This window comes from Pseudomonas sp. Leaf434 (assembly GCF_001425545.1).
Classification (GTDB): Bacteria; Pseudomonadota; Gammaproteobacteria; order Pseudomonadales; family Pseudomonadaceae; genus Aquipseudomonas; species Aquipseudomonas siliginis.
This window is the reverse complement of the sequence record NZ_LMQZ01000007.1, coordinates 368204-387273: the sequence shown is the minus strand read 5'-3', so window position 1 is coordinate 387273 and position 19070 is coordinate 368204. Positions and strand designations below refer to the sequence as shown.

The 19070-nt window shown below is 60.1% G+C and carries 17 protein-coding genes and 1 pseudogene; 1 reads left to right on the top strand and 17 read right to left on the bottom strand.

Features of this window, described 5'->3' with window-relative positions; genetic code table 11:
* Positions 1 to 49: 49 nt before the first annotated feature.
* Together msbA and ASG55_RS13820 are read right to left on the bottom strand one after the other, a co-directional pair.
* Entirely contained in the window at positions 50 to 1855 is a 1806-nt protein-coding gene (gene msbA, locus ASG55_RS13825) for a lipid A export permease/ATP-binding protein MsbA (RefSeq protein ID WP_016771984.1), read from the bottom strand.
* 15 nt (positions 1856 to 1870) lie between these two features.
* A complete protein-coding gene (locus ASG55_RS13820) occupies positions 1871 to 3043 on the bottom strand; it encodes an O-antigen ligase family protein (protein ID WP_056787494.1) in 1173 nt (390 codons plus the stop codon).
* A gap of 150 nt (positions 3044 to 3193) precedes the next feature.
* On the opposite strand from ASG55_RS13820, the gene ASG55_RS13815 reads away from it, so the two are divergent.
* The gene (locus ASG55_RS13815) at positions 3194 to 3760 is read left to right on the top strand and encodes a lipopolysaccharide kinase InaA family protein (RefSeq protein WP_224787295.1); all 567 of its coding nucleotides are present in this window, start codon (positions 3194 to 3196) and stop codon (positions 3758 to 3760) included.
* Here ASG55_RS13815 and ASG55_RS13810 read toward each other — a convergent pair.
* The 15 genes and pseudogenes from ASG55_RS13810 to rfaC all read right to left on the bottom strand — a co-directional run bounded on the left by ASG55_RS13810 (position 3755) and on the right by rfaC (position 19069).
* Positions 3755 to 4849, bottom strand: coding sequence for a glycosyltransferase family 4 protein (locus tag ASG55_RS13810; protein ID WP_056787491.1), 1095 nt, complete (start codon positions 4847 to 4849; stop codon positions 3755 to 3757). The two genes, ASG55_RS13815 and ASG55_RS13810, sit on opposite strands and share 6 nt — an antisense overlap.
* Before the next feature lie 54 nt (positions 4850 to 4903).
* Entirely contained in the window at positions 4904 to 5665 is a 762-nt protein-coding gene (locus ASG55_RS13805; RefSeq protein WP_056787489.1) for a hypothetical protein, read from the bottom strand.
* Positions 5666 to 5719: 54 nt separating this feature from the next.
* Positions 5720 to 6676 carry a glycosyltransferase gene (locus ASG55_RS13800; protein ID WP_056787486.1) on the bottom strand — a complete coding sequence of 319 codons (957 nt, stop codon included), beginning with the start codon at positions 6674 to 6676 and terminating at the stop codon, positions 5720 to 5722.
* A gap of 81 nt (positions 6677 to 6757) precedes the next feature.
* Positions 6758 to 8158 (bottom strand): PIG-L deacetylase family protein, encoded by a 1401-nt coding sequence (locus ASG55_RS13795; protein ID WP_056787815.1) that lies wholly within the window; start codon positions 8156 to 8158, stop codon positions 6758 to 6760.
* An 8-nt stretch (positions 8159 to 8166) separates the two neighbouring features.
* Positions 8167 to 9063, bottom strand: a complete 897-nt coding sequence (locus tag ASG55_RS13790) for an antimicrobial resistance protein Mig-14 (protein ID WP_056787483.1) — start codon at positions 9061 to 9063, stop codon at positions 8167 to 8169.
* Positions 9063 to 10193 carry a glycosyltransferase gene (locus tag ASG55_RS13785; RefSeq protein ID WP_056787481.1) on the bottom strand — a complete coding sequence of 377 codons (1131 nt, stop codon included), beginning with the start codon at positions 10191 to 10193 and terminating at the stop codon, positions 9063 to 9065. The genes ASG55_RS13790 and ASG55_RS13785 overlap by 1 nt, the downstream gene beginning before the upstream one ends.
* The gene (locus tag ASG55_RS13780; protein ID WP_056787479.1) at positions 10177 to 11934 is read right to left on the bottom strand and encodes a carbamoyltransferase family protein; all 1758 of its coding nucleotides are present in this window, start codon (positions 11932 to 11934) and stop codon (positions 10177 to 10179) included. Before ASG55_RS13780 ends, ASG55_RS13785 begins: the two co-directional genes overlap by 17 nt.
* Before the next feature lie 225 nt (positions 11935 to 12159).
* A pseudogene (locus tag ASG55_RS13775) lies at positions 12160 to 12564 on the bottom strand (DUF3800 domain-containing protein); the annotation flags it as partial.
* A 72-nt stretch (positions 12565 to 12636) separates the two neighbouring features.
* Positions 12637 to 12966, bottom strand: a complete 330-nt coding sequence (locus tag ASG55_RS13770; protein ID WP_371915143.1) for a YceK/YidQ family lipoprotein — start codon at positions 12964 to 12966, stop codon at positions 12637 to 12639.
* A 180-nt stretch (positions 12967 to 13146) separates the two neighbouring features.
* Entirely contained in the window at positions 13147 to 14598 is a 1452-nt protein-coding gene (locus tag ASG55_RS13765) for a lipopolysaccharide kinase InaA family protein (protein WP_056787477.1), read from the bottom strand.
* Positions 14598 to 15350, bottom strand: a complete 753-nt coding sequence (locus ASG55_RS13760; protein ID WP_056787474.1) for a lipopolysaccharide kinase InaA family protein — start codon at positions 15348 to 15350, stop codon at positions 14598 to 14600. Before ASG55_RS13760 ends, ASG55_RS13765 begins: the two co-directional genes overlap by 1 nt.
* Positions 15347 to 16081, bottom strand: a complete 735-nt coding sequence (locus tag ASG55_RS13755; RefSeq protein WP_041477623.1) for a lipopolysaccharide kinase InaA family protein — start codon at positions 16079 to 16081, stop codon at positions 15347 to 15349. The genes ASG55_RS13760 and ASG55_RS13755 overlap by 4 nt, the downstream gene beginning before the upstream one ends.
* Complete coding sequence (rfaP, locus tag ASG55_RS13750) at positions 16081 to 16887, bottom strand: lipopolysaccharide core heptose(I) kinase RfaP (protein WP_056787471.1); 807 nt, start codon at positions 16885 to 16887, stop codon at positions 16081 to 16083. The genes ASG55_RS13755 and rfaP overlap by 1 nt, the downstream gene beginning before the upstream one ends.
* Entirely contained in the window at positions 16887 to 18008 is a 1122-nt protein-coding gene (locus ASG55_RS13745) for a glycosyltransferase family 4 protein (protein ID WP_041477621.1), read from the bottom strand. Before ASG55_RS13745 ends, rfaP begins: the two co-directional genes overlap by 1 nt.
* A complete protein-coding gene (gene rfaC / locus ASG55_RS13740) occupies positions 18008 to 19069 on the bottom strand; it encodes a lipopolysaccharide heptosyltransferase RfaC (protein WP_056787468.1) in 1062 nt (353 codons plus the stop codon). Before rfaC ends, ASG55_RS13745 begins: the two co-directional genes overlap by 1 nt.
* Between the last annotated feature and the right edge of the window lies 1 nt (position 19070).

Below are 19070 nucleotides of genomic sequence, written 5' to 3'. Positions count from 1 at the left end.
GCGCGCCGGGAATACACGAGGGTGAGGCTGGCCCACCCTCATCTGCAGATCAGGCAATGTCTTCAGCCGGGGCATCCAGCCCCATCGCATGCAGACGCGCGTAGTAGCCATTATGAGCAAGCAGTTGGGCATGAGTGCCGCGTTCGACGATCTCGCCCTGATCCATGACGAGGATCAGATCGGCCTTCTCGATGGTCGACAAACGGTGGGCAATCACCAGCGTGGTGCGGCCTTTCATGACATGGTCGAGTGCCGCCTGAATGTGCCGCTCGGACTCGGTATCAAGGGCCGACGTCGCTTCGTCGAGGATCAGCAGCGGGGCGTTTTTCAGCAAGGCCCGGGCAATCGCCAGGCGCTGACGCTGTCCGCCAGACAACAGCACACCGTTCTCGCCGACCTGGGTATCCAGGCCTTGAGGCATCTGCGCGATGAAGTCCATGGCAAATGCATCCCTGGCGGCTTTCTCGATATCTTCGCGAGGCGCGCCTGCCAGATCGCCGTAAGCGATGTTGTTGGCGATGGTGTCGTTGAACAGCGTCACGTGCTGGGTCACTTGCGCTACATGGCGACGCAGATTGCGCAGACGATAGTCCTCGATTTCGACATCATCGAGCAGGATTTCGCCGGTCTCGTGGTGATAGAAGCGCGGAATGAGACTGGCCAGCGTCGATTTGCCGCTGCCGGAACGCCCAACCAAGGCGATCATCTGACCTGGCGAAGCGGTGAAGCTGATGTTTTTCAGCACTTCCCGTTCAGTGCCCGGGTAAGTGAAGCTGAGGTTGTTCACCGCCAGATGGCCACTGACCCGATCACGCTCGATCGTACCGGTGTCGATTTCCGGTTCAACATCGAGTTGCTCGAAAATGCTTTCGGCGCCGGCCACGCCTTTCTGGATGGTCGAGCTGACTTCAGACAATTGCCGGATCGGTTTGGGCAGCAACCCGGCAGCCGTGATGTAGGCAACCAGATCACCGGCCGTTGCATCACCGCGCAGGAACAGTACGAGGAACATCAGTACGGCCATGGCGGTGTAGATCACCAGCTGCAGCATCGGCGTATACACCGCGCCGGTCTTGGTCATGCGCAACTGTTTGTCGGTGTTGCTCTGGCTGGCCGCCGCAAAACGCTGCTGCTCATAAGCTTCGCCACCAAAACTGCGCACGACGCGATAGCCTTGAATGGTTTCGGAAGCCACATGGGTGACGTCGCCCATGGCCACTTGAATCTTCTTGCTCTGCTTGCGGAATTTCTTGCTGGTGTTGCCGACCATGAACGCGATCACCGGCAGAATGGCCAGCATCACCAGAGTCAGTTTCCAGTTCATCCACAGCAGATAGGCGAACAGGAAAACCACGGTCAGGCCTTCGCGGATCACCACTTTGATGGCATCTGTGGCGGCACCGGTGACCATGGTCACGTTGAAGGTGATGCGCGAGATCAGATGACCCGAGTTATGGGTATCGAAATAGCGATTGGGCAGTACCAACAGCTTGTTGAACAGTTCGATACGCAGGTCATGCACCAGCCCCAACGAAACTCTCGCCAGGTAATAGTTGCCGAGAAACGAGCCGAGGCCTTGCCACGCTGCGATCAGGATGATCAGCAACGGCACAGCCATCAGCAATTGCACGTCTCGCAGATAGGGAACGTTGGGGAAGAGCACCGCTTCCGGGTTGCTCAGGCCATCGACAAAATACTTGAGAATCCCGGCCAGCATTGGTTGCGTGGAAGCAAAGATCACGAAGCCCACGATACTCAGCAGGAAAAGACCGATATAGGGTTTTACGTACCCCAACAGCCGAAAGTAGATTTTCAGGCTGGATTCCTGTTCCGCTTTGGGCGGTGCGTCAGTCATCGTAGAGCTCACTGGTTAAGAAGAACGCGAAATTTTATCACAAGCGCCGCCATTGGCCCGCGCCCATACCAAAACGCTGGCAAGCCCCAACGGCAGCCAGCTGATGAACCACTCGGCGCGCGGGGTGCCGGTGAGGCTGGCAGCGTCGAACTGCATCGCCAGTGTCGAGAACAGCCAGATACCGATGATCCCCCGGGCATACAGCGTTTCCCGAACTTTCCACGCCTGGAAAATAACGGCGAACCAGACGGCAGACCACAACAGCAGTCCCGGCAGACCCAGCACGATCGCAACGTGGGTGAACAGATTGTGGGCGTGATCGAAGGTCATGCCCGACCAGAAAACCCTGTAGTCCCCACCCAGGCCCAACCCACCCCAGGGATGTTGGGCAATCATATCCAGAGAGGCCATCAGAATCTGCGGACGAAAGGAAACTCCGCGCGCCAGCACCAACGGTTCGAACAGCCACAGCGCCACAATCGCCACCACCAGGGCCACGGCTGCGACGATTCGGCTGTGGCGGTCACGACACCAGATCGGCATGGCCAGGATGGTCAGAAACAACGCCAGCGCCGCGCCTCGACTCTGACTCATCAGTACAAAGATACCCAGCACCGCCAACGCCAGTGTCCAGACCCCTTGCCACATCACGCCACGCGGCGCCCACAGGGCCAGCCACACCGCCGCCAGGCCGATGACATAGCCGCCGAGGATCGGATGCGCCAGCTCACCCAGCCCTTCCACCCGGGCAGACCAGGCGTTACCTTCGATGACGTAAAACCTGACGATGGCCACCAGCGCAGTTACTGCCAATCCCAGCCCGCCCCACTGCATGAGACGAATCAATCGCTCGGGGCGTCCGCTGGCGAACACCGGAAAAAACAGCAGGAACACCACGATATACAACAGACGCTTGGCCTCGCGCCCCGTTTCCGGTGCGTTTGTCCATGCCAGACTGATCAGCGACCAGACCAGCAATCCGAGCAATGGCAGGTAGATCCAGCGTTGTTCATGGAGCACTTCTCTGACGCGGTGCCGCGCAGCCCAGCCCAGCACTAGCGCCGGCAACCAGACGAGAGCCACCAGCCCCTGCTGGTAGACCTTGTTGGTGGGCGCTACGGCAATAGCCAGTAAAAACCACAAGAGCCCCATCGCCATCCATAGTTGCGCCCAGCGTGTTTCCTGCATCAATCTGCTCCTGACAAGGGTTCGCCCATGCGACGCGGCATGGTTAAAATCGAAACTTTTCGGCATCATTGCCCGCTACTACACCCCGCACTTTCGACAAGGCTTCCTACGATGCGATGCTCCCGGCTCTCACAAGCCGCTCTAGACCAAATGATCGACGCCGCCAAAGTTCTGGAAGCGGACAGCTATGGCCCGAAAGTCTACCTGCTGCAGGATGGGAAAATTCTCAAACTGTTTCGTCGCAAAAGGTTTTTTTCATCCGCCTTGTTTCGCCCCTACTCGAAGCGATTCATCGACAACGCCGTCGAGCTGCACAAACTCGGCGTACCGACGCTGCAGATCCTCCAGTTCTTTCGCCTTGAGAAACCAGGCATGACCGCCGTGCTGTATGAGCCTCTGCCCGGGCAAACGCTGCGCCAGATCGCCGCAAAACAAGGTTTCAACTGGACTCAGGCATTGCCGGATCTGGCCGAACTGATACGCAGCCTGCACCGCTCGGGCATCTATTTCCGCTCCCTGCATCTTGGCAACATCGTGGTCACACCAGACAACCGCATGGGCCTGATCGATGTCGCCGACATGCGCTTCACCCGCGGACCGTTGCCAAAGCGCTTGATCAAACGCAACCTGCAACACTTCGCACGCTATATTGCGCGCGAAAAGCTGAACGACAGCTTTCCGATGCAGGCACTTGAGCGCGCGGTCTTGTCGTCATGAAAACAATGCGCGGGCAGCCTGGCTGAAGTTCGCCCAGGCCTCGTCCGGTGAAAGCATCCGGTACTGCTCGGCATTGATCGCTTGAGATGAGGCACCGAAGGCGCGGTCGATGGTCTCGGACCAGGCCTTTGTGTCATTGACCGGGGCATACCAGCCAGCGCTGCCCAGTTGTTCGCTGAACACCTCCAGATCGCTGCACAACACCGGTACGCCGGCCATCACCGCTTCCTGCATGACCAGACCGAGGCCCTCTTCCAGCGAAGGGATCGCAACCCAGTCGAACGCACGATAAAGCTGCGCTGCTTCGTTCAGATGCCCGGTCAGCAAGACCTTGTCGTGCAAGCCAAGCGCGTCGATGCGCTGCTCCAGCGCCGCGCGTTTGGAGCCTTCGCCGATAATGACCAGGCGCAAGTCCGGGCGGCTGTCGAGTGCTGCGGCAAAGGCATCCAGCAAATAACCGAACCCCTTCTCGGAGACCAGCCGCCCTACCGCGCCCAATACCGGCGTATCGCCTTGCGGCAACCCCAACCGTGTCCGGGCTTGCTCGCGGGTGAACAGGTCAGCACGAAACGCTTCCGGATCGAACGCACTTCGCAACGGGGTGACAGGCATTTGCAGATCGCGGGCCAGTGAATCGGCGAGAGTGCTGGAAACGGCAACCAGTTTCAGCTGGGACGCAGGGATTGCCTGGAATAGAGCCTGGTCGCCGGCATTCAATCGCGCCGAACCGTGGAAAATCACTACCGCGCGGATATGCGGCAGCTTCTTGAGGACCGGCAATAACGTGCGGGCAACGCCCATGCCGTCCAGCAGCAGCAATCGAGCGTCACTGTCCACGAGCGCCTGGCGAAACCTCGCCCGCATCACGGGTTTGGCCAAACGCCAGAAATGCCGGCCCTTCAGGCGCGCTGACGATAACTGCCACTCACGCACCTCACCGACATCCACGCCGCACTCGGCTCCCTGCCCCTGGAGCAGCCAGGTCTTGACCACCGCCGACGGCGCAGCCTGAGAGAGTATTTGCTGGTGCACTTTGTGAATTGATGCGAACGGAGCGCCACCGGCCCACATGATATTGAGAATATTCATCGGGCAGAAAGCCGTTGCACGGATTTGCGGGGACAAGCTGCGGCGTACTCGAACTCAGTTGATGAACCAGCCAATGCAGACTCCCAGCAACAGAAACAAGGCAAATTTAATCTGCTCGCGGCGATTGCGGCGCGCTTTGCGTTCACGCTCGACATCCGTTTGCACATGCAGACCAAAACCGGTGTGCATGACCGCGTCTGCCTCGAGTATCAAGGCCTCCCTGTTCAGTTGCGAGTAGCGCTGTGACAAGGCCTTCTCGCCACCGTGTCCGGCGAAAGGCGCACACAACCGATAATCCTCGAGCCGGCGCAACCCCGGGTTCAGCGAGAACCCTTGCCACTCCGGCTTGTCGGAAATCAGCGGATAACAGGCGACGCCATCGACAATCTCGCGCGCGCCCAAGTGGATGTATGGGCTGTGAACCCGCAGATCGTGATTATAGCTGCGCAACCAGATCTGCAGAATTTCCGGCCGCGCTTGCAGAATGGTCATCGAGTCTTCGACGAACCCCGGACGATAGAACTCCCAATCATCTTCGCAATGAAAAATGTAGGGGGTGCTGACGTGTCCGTAGGCCAGGTCGATCGAAGCCAACTGGCCCAGCTTCGGACGATTGACGAAAACCGTGCAATGCTCTTTCCAGTGGGCGGGCAGAATCCCGGCAACGCCTTCGTCGCCGGCATCTTCGGTGATGAACACTTCACGAATGGGTGCCGTGTTGTACCGGTCGAAGCTATCGAGAGTGGCCTTGAGCAGATCGAGTCGACCGCAGCTGGTAACCACCAATGTAATCTGGCTTTCTTTGGAAAATTGCACCGATATCTCGTTAATCAGAAGTCGCCAGCAATATCACTGGCTATATGACACTTGTCAAATGCCCGCTTTCAGGCGGATTTTTTCCAGCAGGCTCAGCGGCGCCCGATCACGCAACGGCGGCTCAAGTTCTTCAACGATGCGCTGACCGATCCGCGCGAAGCTGAACTGCTCCACCGCCAGTTCGCGACCGTTGTCAGCGATGCGTTGCGCCAGTTGCGGATCCTCGCGCAGCGTGGCCAGCTTTTCCTGCAACTGCGCGATCGTCTGATAGAACACCACGTTGTGCATGTCCTGCAAACCCAGCGCCGCAGCTTCGGCGGCGCCTTGATCATAGGCCAGCAGGACGCAGCCGCAAGCCATGGCTTCGAAGTTCTTGATCATGAACTCGCCCATGCCCACGTCCGCGCTGACAAAAAAACGGATACGGTTGAGCGTTTCCAGGTATTCAGCCCCGGACTTGGTCCGCGTCACCAGCAGCGGCTCGACCTGGCCCAGTTCATCCAGCAGCGCCTTGCGGCCACTGTAGGCCACACTGTTGGTGCTGCCGACGAAGGCGAGTTCGATATCCCGCTCGCGCCCCTGGTCCTGCAATTGCGTCTGATCGTAGCCCTTGGGCACGAACACGGCGTCGAAGCCCTCCGAGCGCAGGCGCTCGGCCACCACGAAACCGGAACTGATCACCCGTGCCCACGGCAAACGCCGATAGTGCGCACTGAACTTGCCGGTGTACTTGCAGGGGATGTAATTCTGATAGGCATCGTGCTCCAGAATCACCAGATTGGGGATGGTGCGGATAAACCCGACCTGCCGGATCTCCTGCTTGAAGCGCAGGAAAAATACGATGCGGTCATAGCGGGAAACGTCGACTTCGCGGCGGAAATATCGCCGCAGATTGCGCTGCTCCTCGCCGCTCAACCAGCGCAGGTCGCAATCACAATGGGCGGCGACACCCTCATACAAGTGATCGAGGATGGCCCGCTGATCTTTCTGCACCAGAAATAGAACTTTCATTGTCTTCCTTGCCGCAACAGCAACCCGAGCAAACCTGAACATGCCCGCCTGCAAGACAGTCTTGCGCGGGCGCCTGTGTCGCTACAAACGCCAGAACAGTTCGTGTCGCCGAACCGCCTTGCGGAAAAATTCGTTTTCGCCATAAGGCGAACCGGCGCGCCCAGCCAGCAATCGCTGCAGGCTTCGACGCAAGCGACGCTTGAACGGCGCGGGCGGCTGCAGGTCATGCATCATGCCCAGGGCCATTGCCTTGTCACGCTGCTGATCCACGGACAACGTCAGGCATACAGGCTGCACCGGCACGCCAGCATCAAAGGCTGGCGGCAGCGCCACGCCATCGCCACTATTGCCCATCGGCCACCGGTCGTTATCGTGCAGATGGTTGGCATAACCGAGCAGCGTCGGCTGCCAGTCCAGCCCCCCCAACACTTCAAGTACAGCCTGCTGCGCACAGATGTGGTCGGGGTGCGGGTCCAGCGTCGGATGCGGCAGCACGATAACGTCCGGACGCGCGCGCAGCATTGTTTCGCGCAGATCAGCCAGCAGATTGTTCCAGGTCGGCGCGCCATCGGCGTCACTTGGCAGAACAAACCGGTTGAATTGACGGAACAGACGGGTATCGCTCAAATCCGCCTCGCGCGAGCCCACCGGTTGCTCCGGGTGGTCGCGCATCGCTGCCAGTTGCAGACAGAAATACCCCAACTGCACGCAGCGTTCCTGGGGGACACCGGCCCATTGCGGCACGGTCAGGCTGTCCCAAGCGCGCAAACGTCCCTTCAGCCGCGCGGCGTCGACCTTGCTCATGCACATCTGCTGATAATGTTCGGCCTCGATTTCGCCAGCGGTCAGGGTGACGATCCAGGCTTCATCGGCCTGACAGTACAACCCGAACGCCGCCAGCTCCGCATCGTCGGCGTGAGGGGCAATGACCATGACCCGCTGGCGACGATAATCAGCGTGTTCCAGCGCCCACAGTACCGGTTCTCCCGATATACGACAGAAGCGTCCACGCAGGCGCAACACGCCTTCGGACAACGCTTGCGCCTGACCGCTCAGGTTCAGATAGCGCAGGCCGCCGACACCGCGTTCAAAGGTCTGCACGTCAGGATTGGCGCCACCCGACAACTCGATGAAAGGGTCAAGAAAACGTCCCAGCCAAGTGCTTTTGACCTTTACAGCCAGAATCAGCACGGCTTCGTCAGCCAGCATCACCCCTTCATCCAGACGCAACTGCTCGCCGTTCAGATGCACCTTAGGCTGCGGCGTATACGCCGGGAAGCTGTATTGGTAATCGTCGCCGGGCGCGTAGAAAAGATGATCGGCAAACCACGCCTCATGGGCGATCCAGCCGCCAATCAGCAACACCGGCGCCAGCCACCAGGCGACCAGCACGCTCAGCGCGATGATGGCGGCCAGCGCGACCAACATGGCCACGCGCTTGTTGCGTCGATGGCGTCTGAGCAATTGCTGTTTGCGGCTCATGGTCTGACTCATACGGTGAACACCGGCACAGGGTTGCACCAGCGGTCCTTGTATTCACGGTCAGCGCGACCGAACGAAAAACGCAACGGCTTGCCGAGTGCCCGTGCGTGTTCCCAGGCGCTTTGCGTATTGAGAAAGCTCAGCACGCTGCCGGGGCTGAACTCGCGGGTTTCGGGATCCACGCCGCCATTCACGTATTCGACACTGATCCATTCTGCCGCCTCAACGCGGTAGACCAATTGAATCGCAATCGGCGCATCGTTGAGGAAAATGACCGAGCCGATCAACAGCTCGCGCAGCAACTCGATGACCTCGGCCATGCGCGCCGCGCCGGTCGCCGGAAAGCCCCAGCGGCGCTGAAACAGATCGCAGTACATCGCGGCCAGCTCAACGCTGGAAAACTCGCTGACCGCTCGCACCACACCGCCCGCTTCTTCCAGCAGACGCAATTCGCGACGCTGGTTGTAGCGGAACTTTTTCGACAATTCTTCCGGCGTGCGGGCCATGGCCAGTTGTTCAGCCTGCAACTTCAGGCCACTGAAACGGCCTTCGTTGAGTGCCGACAGATAGCGCGCCCGATGCCGCAGCGGTGCCTGAGCATCGACGGCGGCCGGCAGAATCAGCTCGGCATTGCCGAGGTCGAACAGGCCTTTCTTGCCGTTGCGTTTGAGCACGTCCTTGGACAACGCCAGGTCGCGTCCCCAGGTAGCGATGGCGGCTTCAACCTCGCCCTGCTGCTGCCAGGCCAGATAACGCACCGGGATCCCGGCCAAGTCGGCCAGGCGCTCGATGACCAGCGGATGTGTCGCGACACTGCCGCCATAACGTTGCCAGGCAGTGGCGTAGGTCGAGGCGTCAACGGGCGACCAGCCACGTTCGCGCCAGCCTTGAAATCGGTTGAGCATCAGCCCCTCGTTGCCAGATCGGTAACTGGCGGCAGGCGCCAGAAGGTCTCGCGCACCGCACGGTCGGAGAAACGCTCATGCAGTCGCTCGAGCATCATCTGCGCACATTGACGACGCTGCGGCTCATCCATCGCGGCCAGATGTTGCAGCCCCTGAGCCAGATGTTCGGCATCGCCCAATGGAAACAGGATGCCCACACCCTCCACCACTTCCTTCGCCCCGCCGCACGCGGTGGCCAGCAACGGTAAGCCGGCGGCCATGGCCTCCAGCAAGACCATGCCGAACGGTTCATGATCGGAGCTCAAGGCGAACACATCGAAGGCGCGGAAATAATTGCGCGCATCAGGCACCTGACCGAGAAACAGCACTCGGTCGGCAATGCCCAGCTCACGGGCCAGCCCCTTGAGATCCTGCTCCAGGCGACCACTGCCGAGAATGACCAACTGACTGTGGTCCGGCAGGCCTGGCAGCGCCTGGGCAAACCCGCGCAGCAACGTGGCCTGATCCTTGTCCGGGTGCAGGCGGCCGACGTTACCGACAATCCAGGCATCCGGCGACAGCCCGAGGATCTGCCGCGCTTCTTCGGAAGGTACCTGACGGGCTTGCAGTGCAGGCACATCGATGCGGTTGTACAACGTCTGGATTCGGCTTGCCGGCCATTTCGGCAGGCAGCGCCGCATGTCGTCACGCACTGCATCCGACACGCCGAGAAGGCTCAGGCGCTGGCGGAAAATATGCGCGAACAACTTGCGCGTCCCACGCTGGTAATCGCCGAACGCGTGGTGCACACCAATGACCGGCAGCGATGTGCCGAGCAAGGCGATATAGATCGGCTTGAAGCGATGGGCGATGCAAAGACTGAAATTGCGTGAGGCGACGATCTTGCGCAGATCGCCGATAGCCCCCAGTTTCAGGCCACGAATGGCCTTGGAGCTGTACTCCATGAACAACACTTCATCGGAAGCACACGCTGCGGCCACCTCGCTATCGGCGGCCCCGGTCAGAAACACCGTGGTCACCCGATAGCCGGTGCCGGCAAACAGGCTGGCGTACTGCCGCGCGCAGTCCAGGAACGGCCCGTCATAGCCGTGACAGAACTGCAGCACATGGCGTTCAGCCGAGCGAGTCATAAGCGTTGGCGCCCTCTTTGACCACCAGAATGTCTTCCATGATCAGGTACTGCAGGTCCGAGCCGAAAAACATGTTCAGCGCGTCGGTCGGCGAGCAGATCATCGGTTCGCCACGACGGTTGAGCGAAGTGTTCAGCGACACGCCGTTACCGGTGAGGTTTTCCAGCGCCTTCATCATGTCGTAGTAGCGCGGGTTGTATTCGCGCTTGAGCACCTGGGCACGGGAAGTACCGTCCTCATGAACGACTTCCGGCACGCGGGTTTTCCATTCTTCGGCGACTTCGAAGGTGAAGGTCATGAACGGCGCCGGGTGATCGATCTTGATCATCTGTGGAGCGACTGTGTCGAGCATCGACGGGCAGAAAGGCCTCCAGCGCTCGCGGAACTTGATCTGATGATTGATGCGGTCGGCGACACCGGCCACGCTCGGGCAACCGATGATCGAACGACCACCCAACGCGCGCGGGCCGAACTCCATACGGCCCTGGAACCAGGCGACCGGATTGCCATCGACCATGATCTGAGCGATCTGCTCCGGCATGTTGTCGAGCTTGCGCCAGGTCGGCTTGTTCTCGTGGCGGGCACACGCAGCAATCACGTCTTCGTTGCTATAAGACGGGCCGAGGTAGACGTGTTCCATCTTCTCGACCGGCACGCCACGGGCGTGCGACACGTAAGCAGCAGCGCCGACTGCGGTGCCGGCATCGCCGGACGCCGGTTGTACGAACAGCTCTTTGATGTCGTCGCGAGCGATGATTTTCTGGTTCAGCTTGACGTTCAACGCACAGCCACCAGCGAAAGCCAGTTTGCCGGTTTCCTTGAGCACGTCGCCCAAGTAGTAGTCGATCATCTGCAACGCCAGCTTCTCGAACAGCGCTTGCATGCTCGCGGCGTAGTGAATGTAAGGTTCATCGGCGATGTCGCCTTCACGCTTCGGACCCAGCCACTCGATCAGCTTCGGCGAGAAGTAGAAACCCTTGCCCTTCTCTTTATAGCGACGCAGGCCGATCACGTTGGCGTAGTCGGTGTTGATCACCAGTTCGCCATTCTCGAACGAGGCCAGACGCGAGAAATCGTACTTGCTGGCATCGCCGTATGGCGCCATGCCCATGACCTTGAATTCGCCGTCGAGCATCTCGAAACCGAGGAATTCAGTGATCGCACCGTACAAACCACCGAGGGAATCCGGGTCGAAGAATTCCTTGATCTTGTGGATCTTGCCGTTTTCGCCATAACCGAAAAAGGTCGTGGCGTATTCACCTTTACCGTCGATGCCGAGGATCGCGGTTTTCTCTTTGAAACCCGAGCAGTGATAGGCGCTGGAGGCGTGTGCGAGGTGATGCTCGACCGGCTCGATCTTGATTTTCTTCGGATCAAAGCCCAGTTGCTCGAGGCACCAGACGATCTTGTTGCGATAGCGCTTGTAGCGACGGTTGCCCATCAGGATGGCATCGAGTGCGCGATCAGGGGCATACCAGTAGCGCTTGGCGTAGTGCCAGCGGGCCTTGCCGAACAGGCTGATCGGAGCGAAAGGAATCGCCACCACATCAACGTCGGACGGTTTGATGCCGGCTTGCTCGAGGCAGAATTTCGCCGATTCGTAGGGCATGCGGTTCTTTGCATGTTTATCGCGTACGAAGCGCTCTTCCTCAGCCGCCGCGACCAGCTTGCCGTCGATGTACAAGGCTGCGGAAGGATCATGGCTAAGGGCGCCGGACAGGCCAAGAATCGTCAATGCCACAGGGGTCTAGCCTCTTTAGTCTGCATGCAGGCGCGATGCGCCTTGAAAATTGATGTGCCCTCGCACAGGGCGAGCGGCAGCTAAAGGGCGGGATTATAGCGTAAAAGCGCCCGCAAGCCTCTAGCAGGAACAGGCAGTCGCCACGTTGACAGGCTTTGGACGTCGCAATAGACTCCAACTCAAATGGACTGGGGGATCCCGGTCGGCGCTAACGCCTCGGTGAGATCACCGGGGCTTTTCGCTTTTTGGAGGCGGGAAAATCTTCAAGCCCCAATTTTCGAAACCTTCTCCAGCGTTTATGCGCCCACCGCTGCAATAAAACTTGCGTTTGAGCACCTCGAAAGCGCGATTTTCCTGACCCGCTCTCAAAACACTCATACCAATGGGTCTCGCAACAAGATCAGCCAGCTGTAAGCCGGTGGAATTGACCTGCTTTGTGGCGAAGACTATTTCGAACGGCAGTTGCACGCCCATTCGATTGGCACCACCGCACATTCTGCGAAACTCTAGCTCCAACTCGTTATCTTCCCGCTTTCCTCGGCGTTCAAAAATCACATGTGTTGATGCGCGGTGCTGACCCTTCTCAGATAAAAAATCGTACAAAGTTTCAAGACAGAAGCCGAGCGCCAGAGCTGAGGCTCTACGCCTTCAAGAACCTCGCGCACCTCGCCCCGATTTTCAAAACGAGAAAACTGCACAACGTCACCCGCGATTGGGACGCCAATAGATACTGAGATTGCCATCCTCGATTTGCCGGTAAATCGTATAGGGCAAGGAAACGGTATCGAACACGGCGGACAGCGGAAGATCAAGCAACACAAAGGGCGCCAGCATGCCCGTAGGATCAGGCGGCGCATTCAGAGTGCAAAAATCGAAGGCCAGACCACTGTAGATGCGCGGAATCGATTGGCAGTAGGTCTTCTTTTTGCGCAGGTCACGGGCAGCATCGGCGTCGCCCTGTAAAACGGTCGAGACACTGCCACAGCCTGAGAGCACCACAGAAATTACGCCCAGCATCAGAATTTTTTTCATGCTCAAGATTCGCCCTCCGAGATCGTCAGGCAAATTAGCATCGAGCCCGAGCAGGGCACAGTTCATGGCTTCTGGAGAAGTTGTAGGACAGATCGCTGTATTTTGTCCGCTACTGCCCACAGACTCCGTTTCGCAGTGGACCAGGTCCTTTGCAAGAACGAGTCTGCTCGTGAGAAGGAATCACCCTGCGCTGGAGACTTCTTTCGGCAACCGCTGATCAATGACCTGGTACAACGCGCTGCTTTCAGGCCAGTTGCGCATGAACCGCGCGCGATCGCGGGCGTAAGCTGGGGCAAAACTGCCGACCGATGAGTGCTGACACATGGAGTCGAGGTCGATCAGCGCCCAGCGATCAGTCTGCCAGAATAGGTTGTGGCCTTTGAAGTCGCCATGACTGATGCGCTCGGCGATCAATCGGGCAAACAATTGATCAAGCGCCAGCAACTCGGCTTCCGGTGCCTGGCCATTTTCCACGTACGGCGCAAAGCGCTCGATGATGTCCGGCCCGGGCAGGTATTCGGTGACCAGATAGGCACTGCGGCGCAGCCACAAAAAACGCTTTTCCAGTACCGCCAGCGGTTTCGGCGTGGCGATGCCCAGGAACGCCAGGCGATTGCCTTCACGCCACGAATGCCAGGCCCGGCTCGGGCGCCAGAAGCGCTTGAGCCAATGGGCGAAATTCTTGATGTTGTAGCGCTTGATAACCAGAGCTCGCCCGGCCACCTCGACTCTGCCGACGCTGGCCGCGCCGCCGGTCTTGTACAGATGCCCCTGATCAAGCAAGGCGTCGGCCTGATCAAGCACCGGCAGCATGGCCGCTGCTTCTTCACGGCGAACGGCGCGCAGGGCAAATGCACCGCGCTGTACGGCAAACAGCGTGCATTCACGGCCGACCTTGTTCAGGTAGTCCCTGAGCCGCCAACTGCGCACCTTGTCGATCTGTTTCTGCAGAGCCTCCAGCGGCAAAGCATGTTCGCTGTTGCTCAACAGATAATAGACCAGCAACTCTTCGGTGAACGGCTCAAGTGACTTCGGAAGCTGAGCGAAAAACACCCCGAGGTTTTCCAGCACTTTTTGTCGGGACAGTGGCTGGCCCGCCGCTTCCGCACGAACTCCGGCGCCATCGATCAGGTACAACTGACCGCCGTGACGCAGCAGATTGTCCAGGTGCAGATCCTCCTGCCAGAGTCCTTTGCCATGCATCCGACCGATAGCGTCAAGCGCTTCGGCCAGAACGGCGGTCTGCTCATCGGCCAGTGCCGGCAGAGACTCGACCTCGGCCCAGGCATCACCGAGGCTCTCGGCACCCTCGAGGAATTCGAACAGCAGCCAGCCACCCTCACCGTCTTTCAGTCCATCGGCCAACAGCAGCGGCGTGGTCAGGCCTTGCGCCGCGAGAAGGCGCACACCGTCCAGCTCACGCTGAAAATGCCGGGCGGCCTTGCTGCCTACCAGCAATTTGGCCAATACCGGCCGACCGCGCCAGACGCCGGCGCCAACATAGCGCTGCCCGGGCAACACCCGCAGCAGGCTCAGCAACTGTAAATCCGCAGCACCGGCGGCGTCCGCCAGGGTCACGGTAAGCGGCAGTGAAGGTGCGCGCCCGGAGCGGGCCAGCTCGGACAATTGCATCAGCGGGTCTCCTTGTGGCTGCGCCGCGCTGTCAGTCGGCTCAGCCAGCTGTCGAGCAGCGAGCTGTCAGTCGGCTGATCGAGATAAGCCGCGAGCAACTGGCGCAAGTCTGCCTCGCTCCATTGCGGCGCTCGCCGTTGCAACGGTTCCAGATCCTTGACCCGATCACGCATGCCGAACAGCAACGGCCGGGTTTTCTCCAGATCGATCAGCTGCGCCTCATAGCCGTCGCCGGTGGCGCGCAGGAAAATATGTTTGGGATAGAAACAGCCATGCACCTGACGCGCGCCGTGCAGCCGCCGCGCCAGCAGCCCGCAAGCCTTGAGAATCGCCGAATGCTGAGCGGCACTGAGCTGCGCCCAGCACGCCAGCAACGAATCCAGGTCGCTCCAGCCATCCAGTGCACGGGTGAGCAGAATGGCGCGCACTTCCCCGGCGACCTTGCGCTCACCGAAAAACGCCGCCTGCAACGCCGGAATGCCCAACTTGCGGTAACGGCTGATGTTGCGAAATTCGCGGGCAAAGCTTGGCTCGCCAAACGGCGCCTGCAAGGTGCGGGTCAGATAATTGCTCTGGCGCTTGAGGTAATAGCCCTGGCCCTCAAGATCGAGACGGAACACGCTGCTCCAGCCGCCACCGGCAGTGTTGGGCTCATCCACAGCTTCAAGCTGTTTGGCCCACAGTGCATCGAAATTGCCGAGACCGTGGCGCTCCAGCAGTGCGCGGTCCTGTTCGGCAAGAAAATCAGTCATTCGCGCCCCTCAAAAAATCTCACCACGTGGCGAATCCGCTTCTTGTCGGCGACATCGAGCCGATCACACTGGCGATACTGCTTGTAGAAGCGCAGGCGCTGGGTGTTGGACAGGTGATATTTGGCCAGTTTGTCGAGACAGGCGAGGTCCTTGGTGATCCGGTACTTGAGCCAGAAGCCGCGCCAGAATTCGCCGTTGGGGCAGTCGATGAGGAAGATGCGCGCCTGATCGTCGATCAGCAGATTGCGCCATTTCAAATCGTTATGCGTAAACCGATGGTCGTGCATGGTCCGGGTGTAACCGGCCAATTGCTGGCTGACACCGTCGACCCAGGCGCGATCCTTGAGCCTGGGATCCTTGCGCTCGGCCAGTGCCGAAAGGTCTTCGGTATTGGGCAGCTCACGGGTGATCATCGCACCCCGATCATAGGCCGCGCCCCGCCGCTCCAGCCCCCAGGCCACCACCTCGGCCGTGGGGATACCCCACTTGGCGAAGCGCTTGAGGTTCTGCCATTCCATTTTTACGCGCGGCTTGCCGAGGTAACGGCGCAGGCCCTTACCGGCGCCGACGTAGCGTTTGACGTAATAATTGACGCCGTCGCGCTGCACCCGAACCACCTCCGACAGCGGATCGCGGGTCAGGCGTTCGCCCTGCAAGGCAAATACGGCTTCGAGGCTGCCGAAATCTTCGGCGAGTTCGCCGTACTGCGGCTCAAGTGTCCAGCCCGCCATCAGAGCGCATCCCCGTAACGCTGTTTACGCTCGTAGAGCTTGTCGGCCTTGCCTTGCAGCCAGCTCAGCAAAGGCGCTTCTTCTGCCAGAATCTGCCGCAGCGGTTGCTGGAAATAGCCTTTGAGGAAACGCAGTTTGTCGCGGCGGGTCAGGCCGATGTCCAGCGCCGAGAAGTACAGCGCCGCCAGATCCTTGTTGCGCCAGCGCTGAGTGATCTTTGCGCGGGTCTGGGCTCGATGCAGGTCAATCACCGAGAGTTTGAAATCCTGCGGTGTGACCGGTTTGTCGGTGTGCAGCAGAAAATGGCAAATGTAGCAGTCACGGTGATTGACCCCGGCGCGGTGCATCATCCCGGTCATCCGCGCGACTTCGGCAATCAGCGCGCGCTTGAGTGTTGGCTCCGGCGGCTGCTTGACCCAGTCAATGCTGAAGTCTTCGAGGCTGATGGTCGGCGCGAGTTCTTCGGTGACGATGAACGAATGCTGATCCGCCGGGTTGCTGCCTTTCTCGCCGTAGGCGACGGCAGTCATGGTCGGCACGCCGGCTTCCTGCAGACGCTGAATGGCTTTCCACTCCTGACCCGCGCCGAGCACCGGCAGCTTGGCGGTCAGCAGGTTCTTGAAGATCTCGCCCCAGCCGATGCCACGGTGGATTTTCACAAAAAACCCGTTGCCGTCGACTTCCGTGCGCAATGTCCGGCGCGCTTCCAGCTCGCGGTACACCTCGCCCTGCAAGCCTTCGACTTCGGCGAACGGGTCGCGTCCGGCCCAAAGGCTTTTGAACGGTTCAGCCAGCATCAACTTCATTAAGCGTGCTCCGCCAGAATCACATCCGCCGCGTGCTGCGGCATGCTGTAGAGGTCGGCCGTCTCGGCGAAGGCCAGACCGTTGCGGCTCCAGGCCGCCCGTGCAGCGTCGTCGCTCAACATCTCGGTCAGGTATCGGGTCAGCTGCGCCTGCTCGAATGGCTCGTCCAGCACTCGCCCGGCATCGGCTTCGGCGATGTAATGGGCGTAACCGCAGACCGCACTGACCAGCACCGGCAAACCGGCCACCAGTGCTTCAAGCAGCACGGTGCCGGTGTTTTCGTTGTAGGCCGGGTGGATCAACAGGTCGGCACCGAGCAGGAAACGCGGGATATCGCTGCGCCCTTTGAGGAAGGTCACATTGTCGCCCAGGCCCAGCGTCGCACTCTGCATCTGGAACAATTTGGGGTCATCCTGGCCGATTACAAACAGCCGGGTGCGTTTTCTCAACTCGGCCGGCAGCGCGGCCAGCGCCTTGAGGCTGCGATCAACACCCTTGGTCTTGAAGCCGGAGCCGATCTGCACCAGCAGCAACTCGTCGTCCTTGAGATTGAATTCAGCGCGGAAACCGGCGCGAATCTCATCGGCATCCGCCGGCCGCCGACGATCCTGGGCAATGCCCGGCGGCAGCAGGTGGAAGCGCTCGAGCGGCGTGTCGTAATACTTGATGAACAGCGGCTGCTGCACTTCGGAAATCATCAGCACTTCGGTCTTCGCGTCTTTGGCGAACACCGCGCGCTCGTACTCGGCGAAGTGGCGATAGCGACCCCAGCGGCGATAAAGCGAGTTGCGCAGATTTTGCGCCTTGTCTTCGAAGCAGCCGTCGGCGGCGTAGTAGACGTCCAGGCCCGGCATCTTGTTGAAGCCGATCAAGCGATCGACCGGACGCTTGGCCAGATCCGCTGCCATCCACGCGCTGAGCTTTTCGTTGCGACGGTGGTTGAAGAAGGCCTTGACCGGCGCCACCAGCACTTCGAAACCCGGCGGCACGTCGCCTTCCCAGATCAGCGTGTAGACGCGAATCTGATGGCCGCGCTTCTGGCATTCGAGAGCGATGCGCATGAAGTCGCGCTGCAAGCCACCGAACGGGAAATATTTGTACAGGACAAATGCCAATTGCATCAGCGCAGCTCCTCAGCCATTAACAACGTGCTCAGTCGGCTGGCGACACGCTCGGGGTTCACACGCGTGAAGCACAAAGGCTGCTCGCGTTTCAGGTCAAACTGACGGGCATCCTGCGCGGTCGGTTGATAGGTACATTTTTTCTGCATGCAGGGCGCGCACGGGAAGTCGCTGGCCAGATGAATCTGCAGCTTGCCGTAAGCGCCGGTCAGGCCCGGGTTGGTCGGGCCGAACAACGAGATGGTCGGCACATCCAGCGCAGCGGCCAGATGGCCGAGCCCGGTGTCCACCGCCACGCAAGCCTGCGCGCCGGCGAGCACTTTGCCAACGCCAGCCAGATTGAGTTTCGGCAGCACCTCAGCGTGCTTGAAGCCGGCAGCGATGCGTTCGGCGCGGGCCTTTTCCTGAGGGTTGCCCCATGGCAGCCTGACGCCAACGCCGAGGTAGCCGACCCGCTCGGTCAGCTCGCGCCAGTAGATTTCCGGCCAGTGCTTGGTGTCCCAAGTGGTGCCGTGGAGGAACACCACGTAGGCGTTCTTGCGCGGCAACTCGACCAGTCGTTCAACGTTGAGGCCGTAATCGCCGAGGCCTTTGGGCAGGTCGTAACCCAAGGCAATGGCGAACAACTGGCGCACGCGTTCGACGGCGTGCTGACCACGGGCGACGGCGAGCTTGCGATCGTAGAAGCGCGCAGCCATCGGCTCGCGGGCCGAGGTTTTATCGAGGCCGGCCACCGGGGCTTTGACGTAGCGGGTCAGCCAGGCACTTTTCAGCAGGCCTTGGGCATCGATCACCAGATCGTATTTATTGGCGCGCACGCTTTGCTTGAAGCGTTTCCACTCGCCGCTGGTGATGGTTTTCCAAAGATTCTTGCGCCAGCGGCGGATCGCCACCGGAATCACTTTATCGACCGCCGGGTGCCAGCTCGGAATCTCGGCGAAGCCCTCTTCCACCACCCAGTCGAACTTGATCCCCGGGATCGCGCGTGCAGCATCGGTCAGCGCCGGCAACGCGTGAATCACGTCGCCCAGCGATGAGGTCTTGATCAACAATACCCGCAAG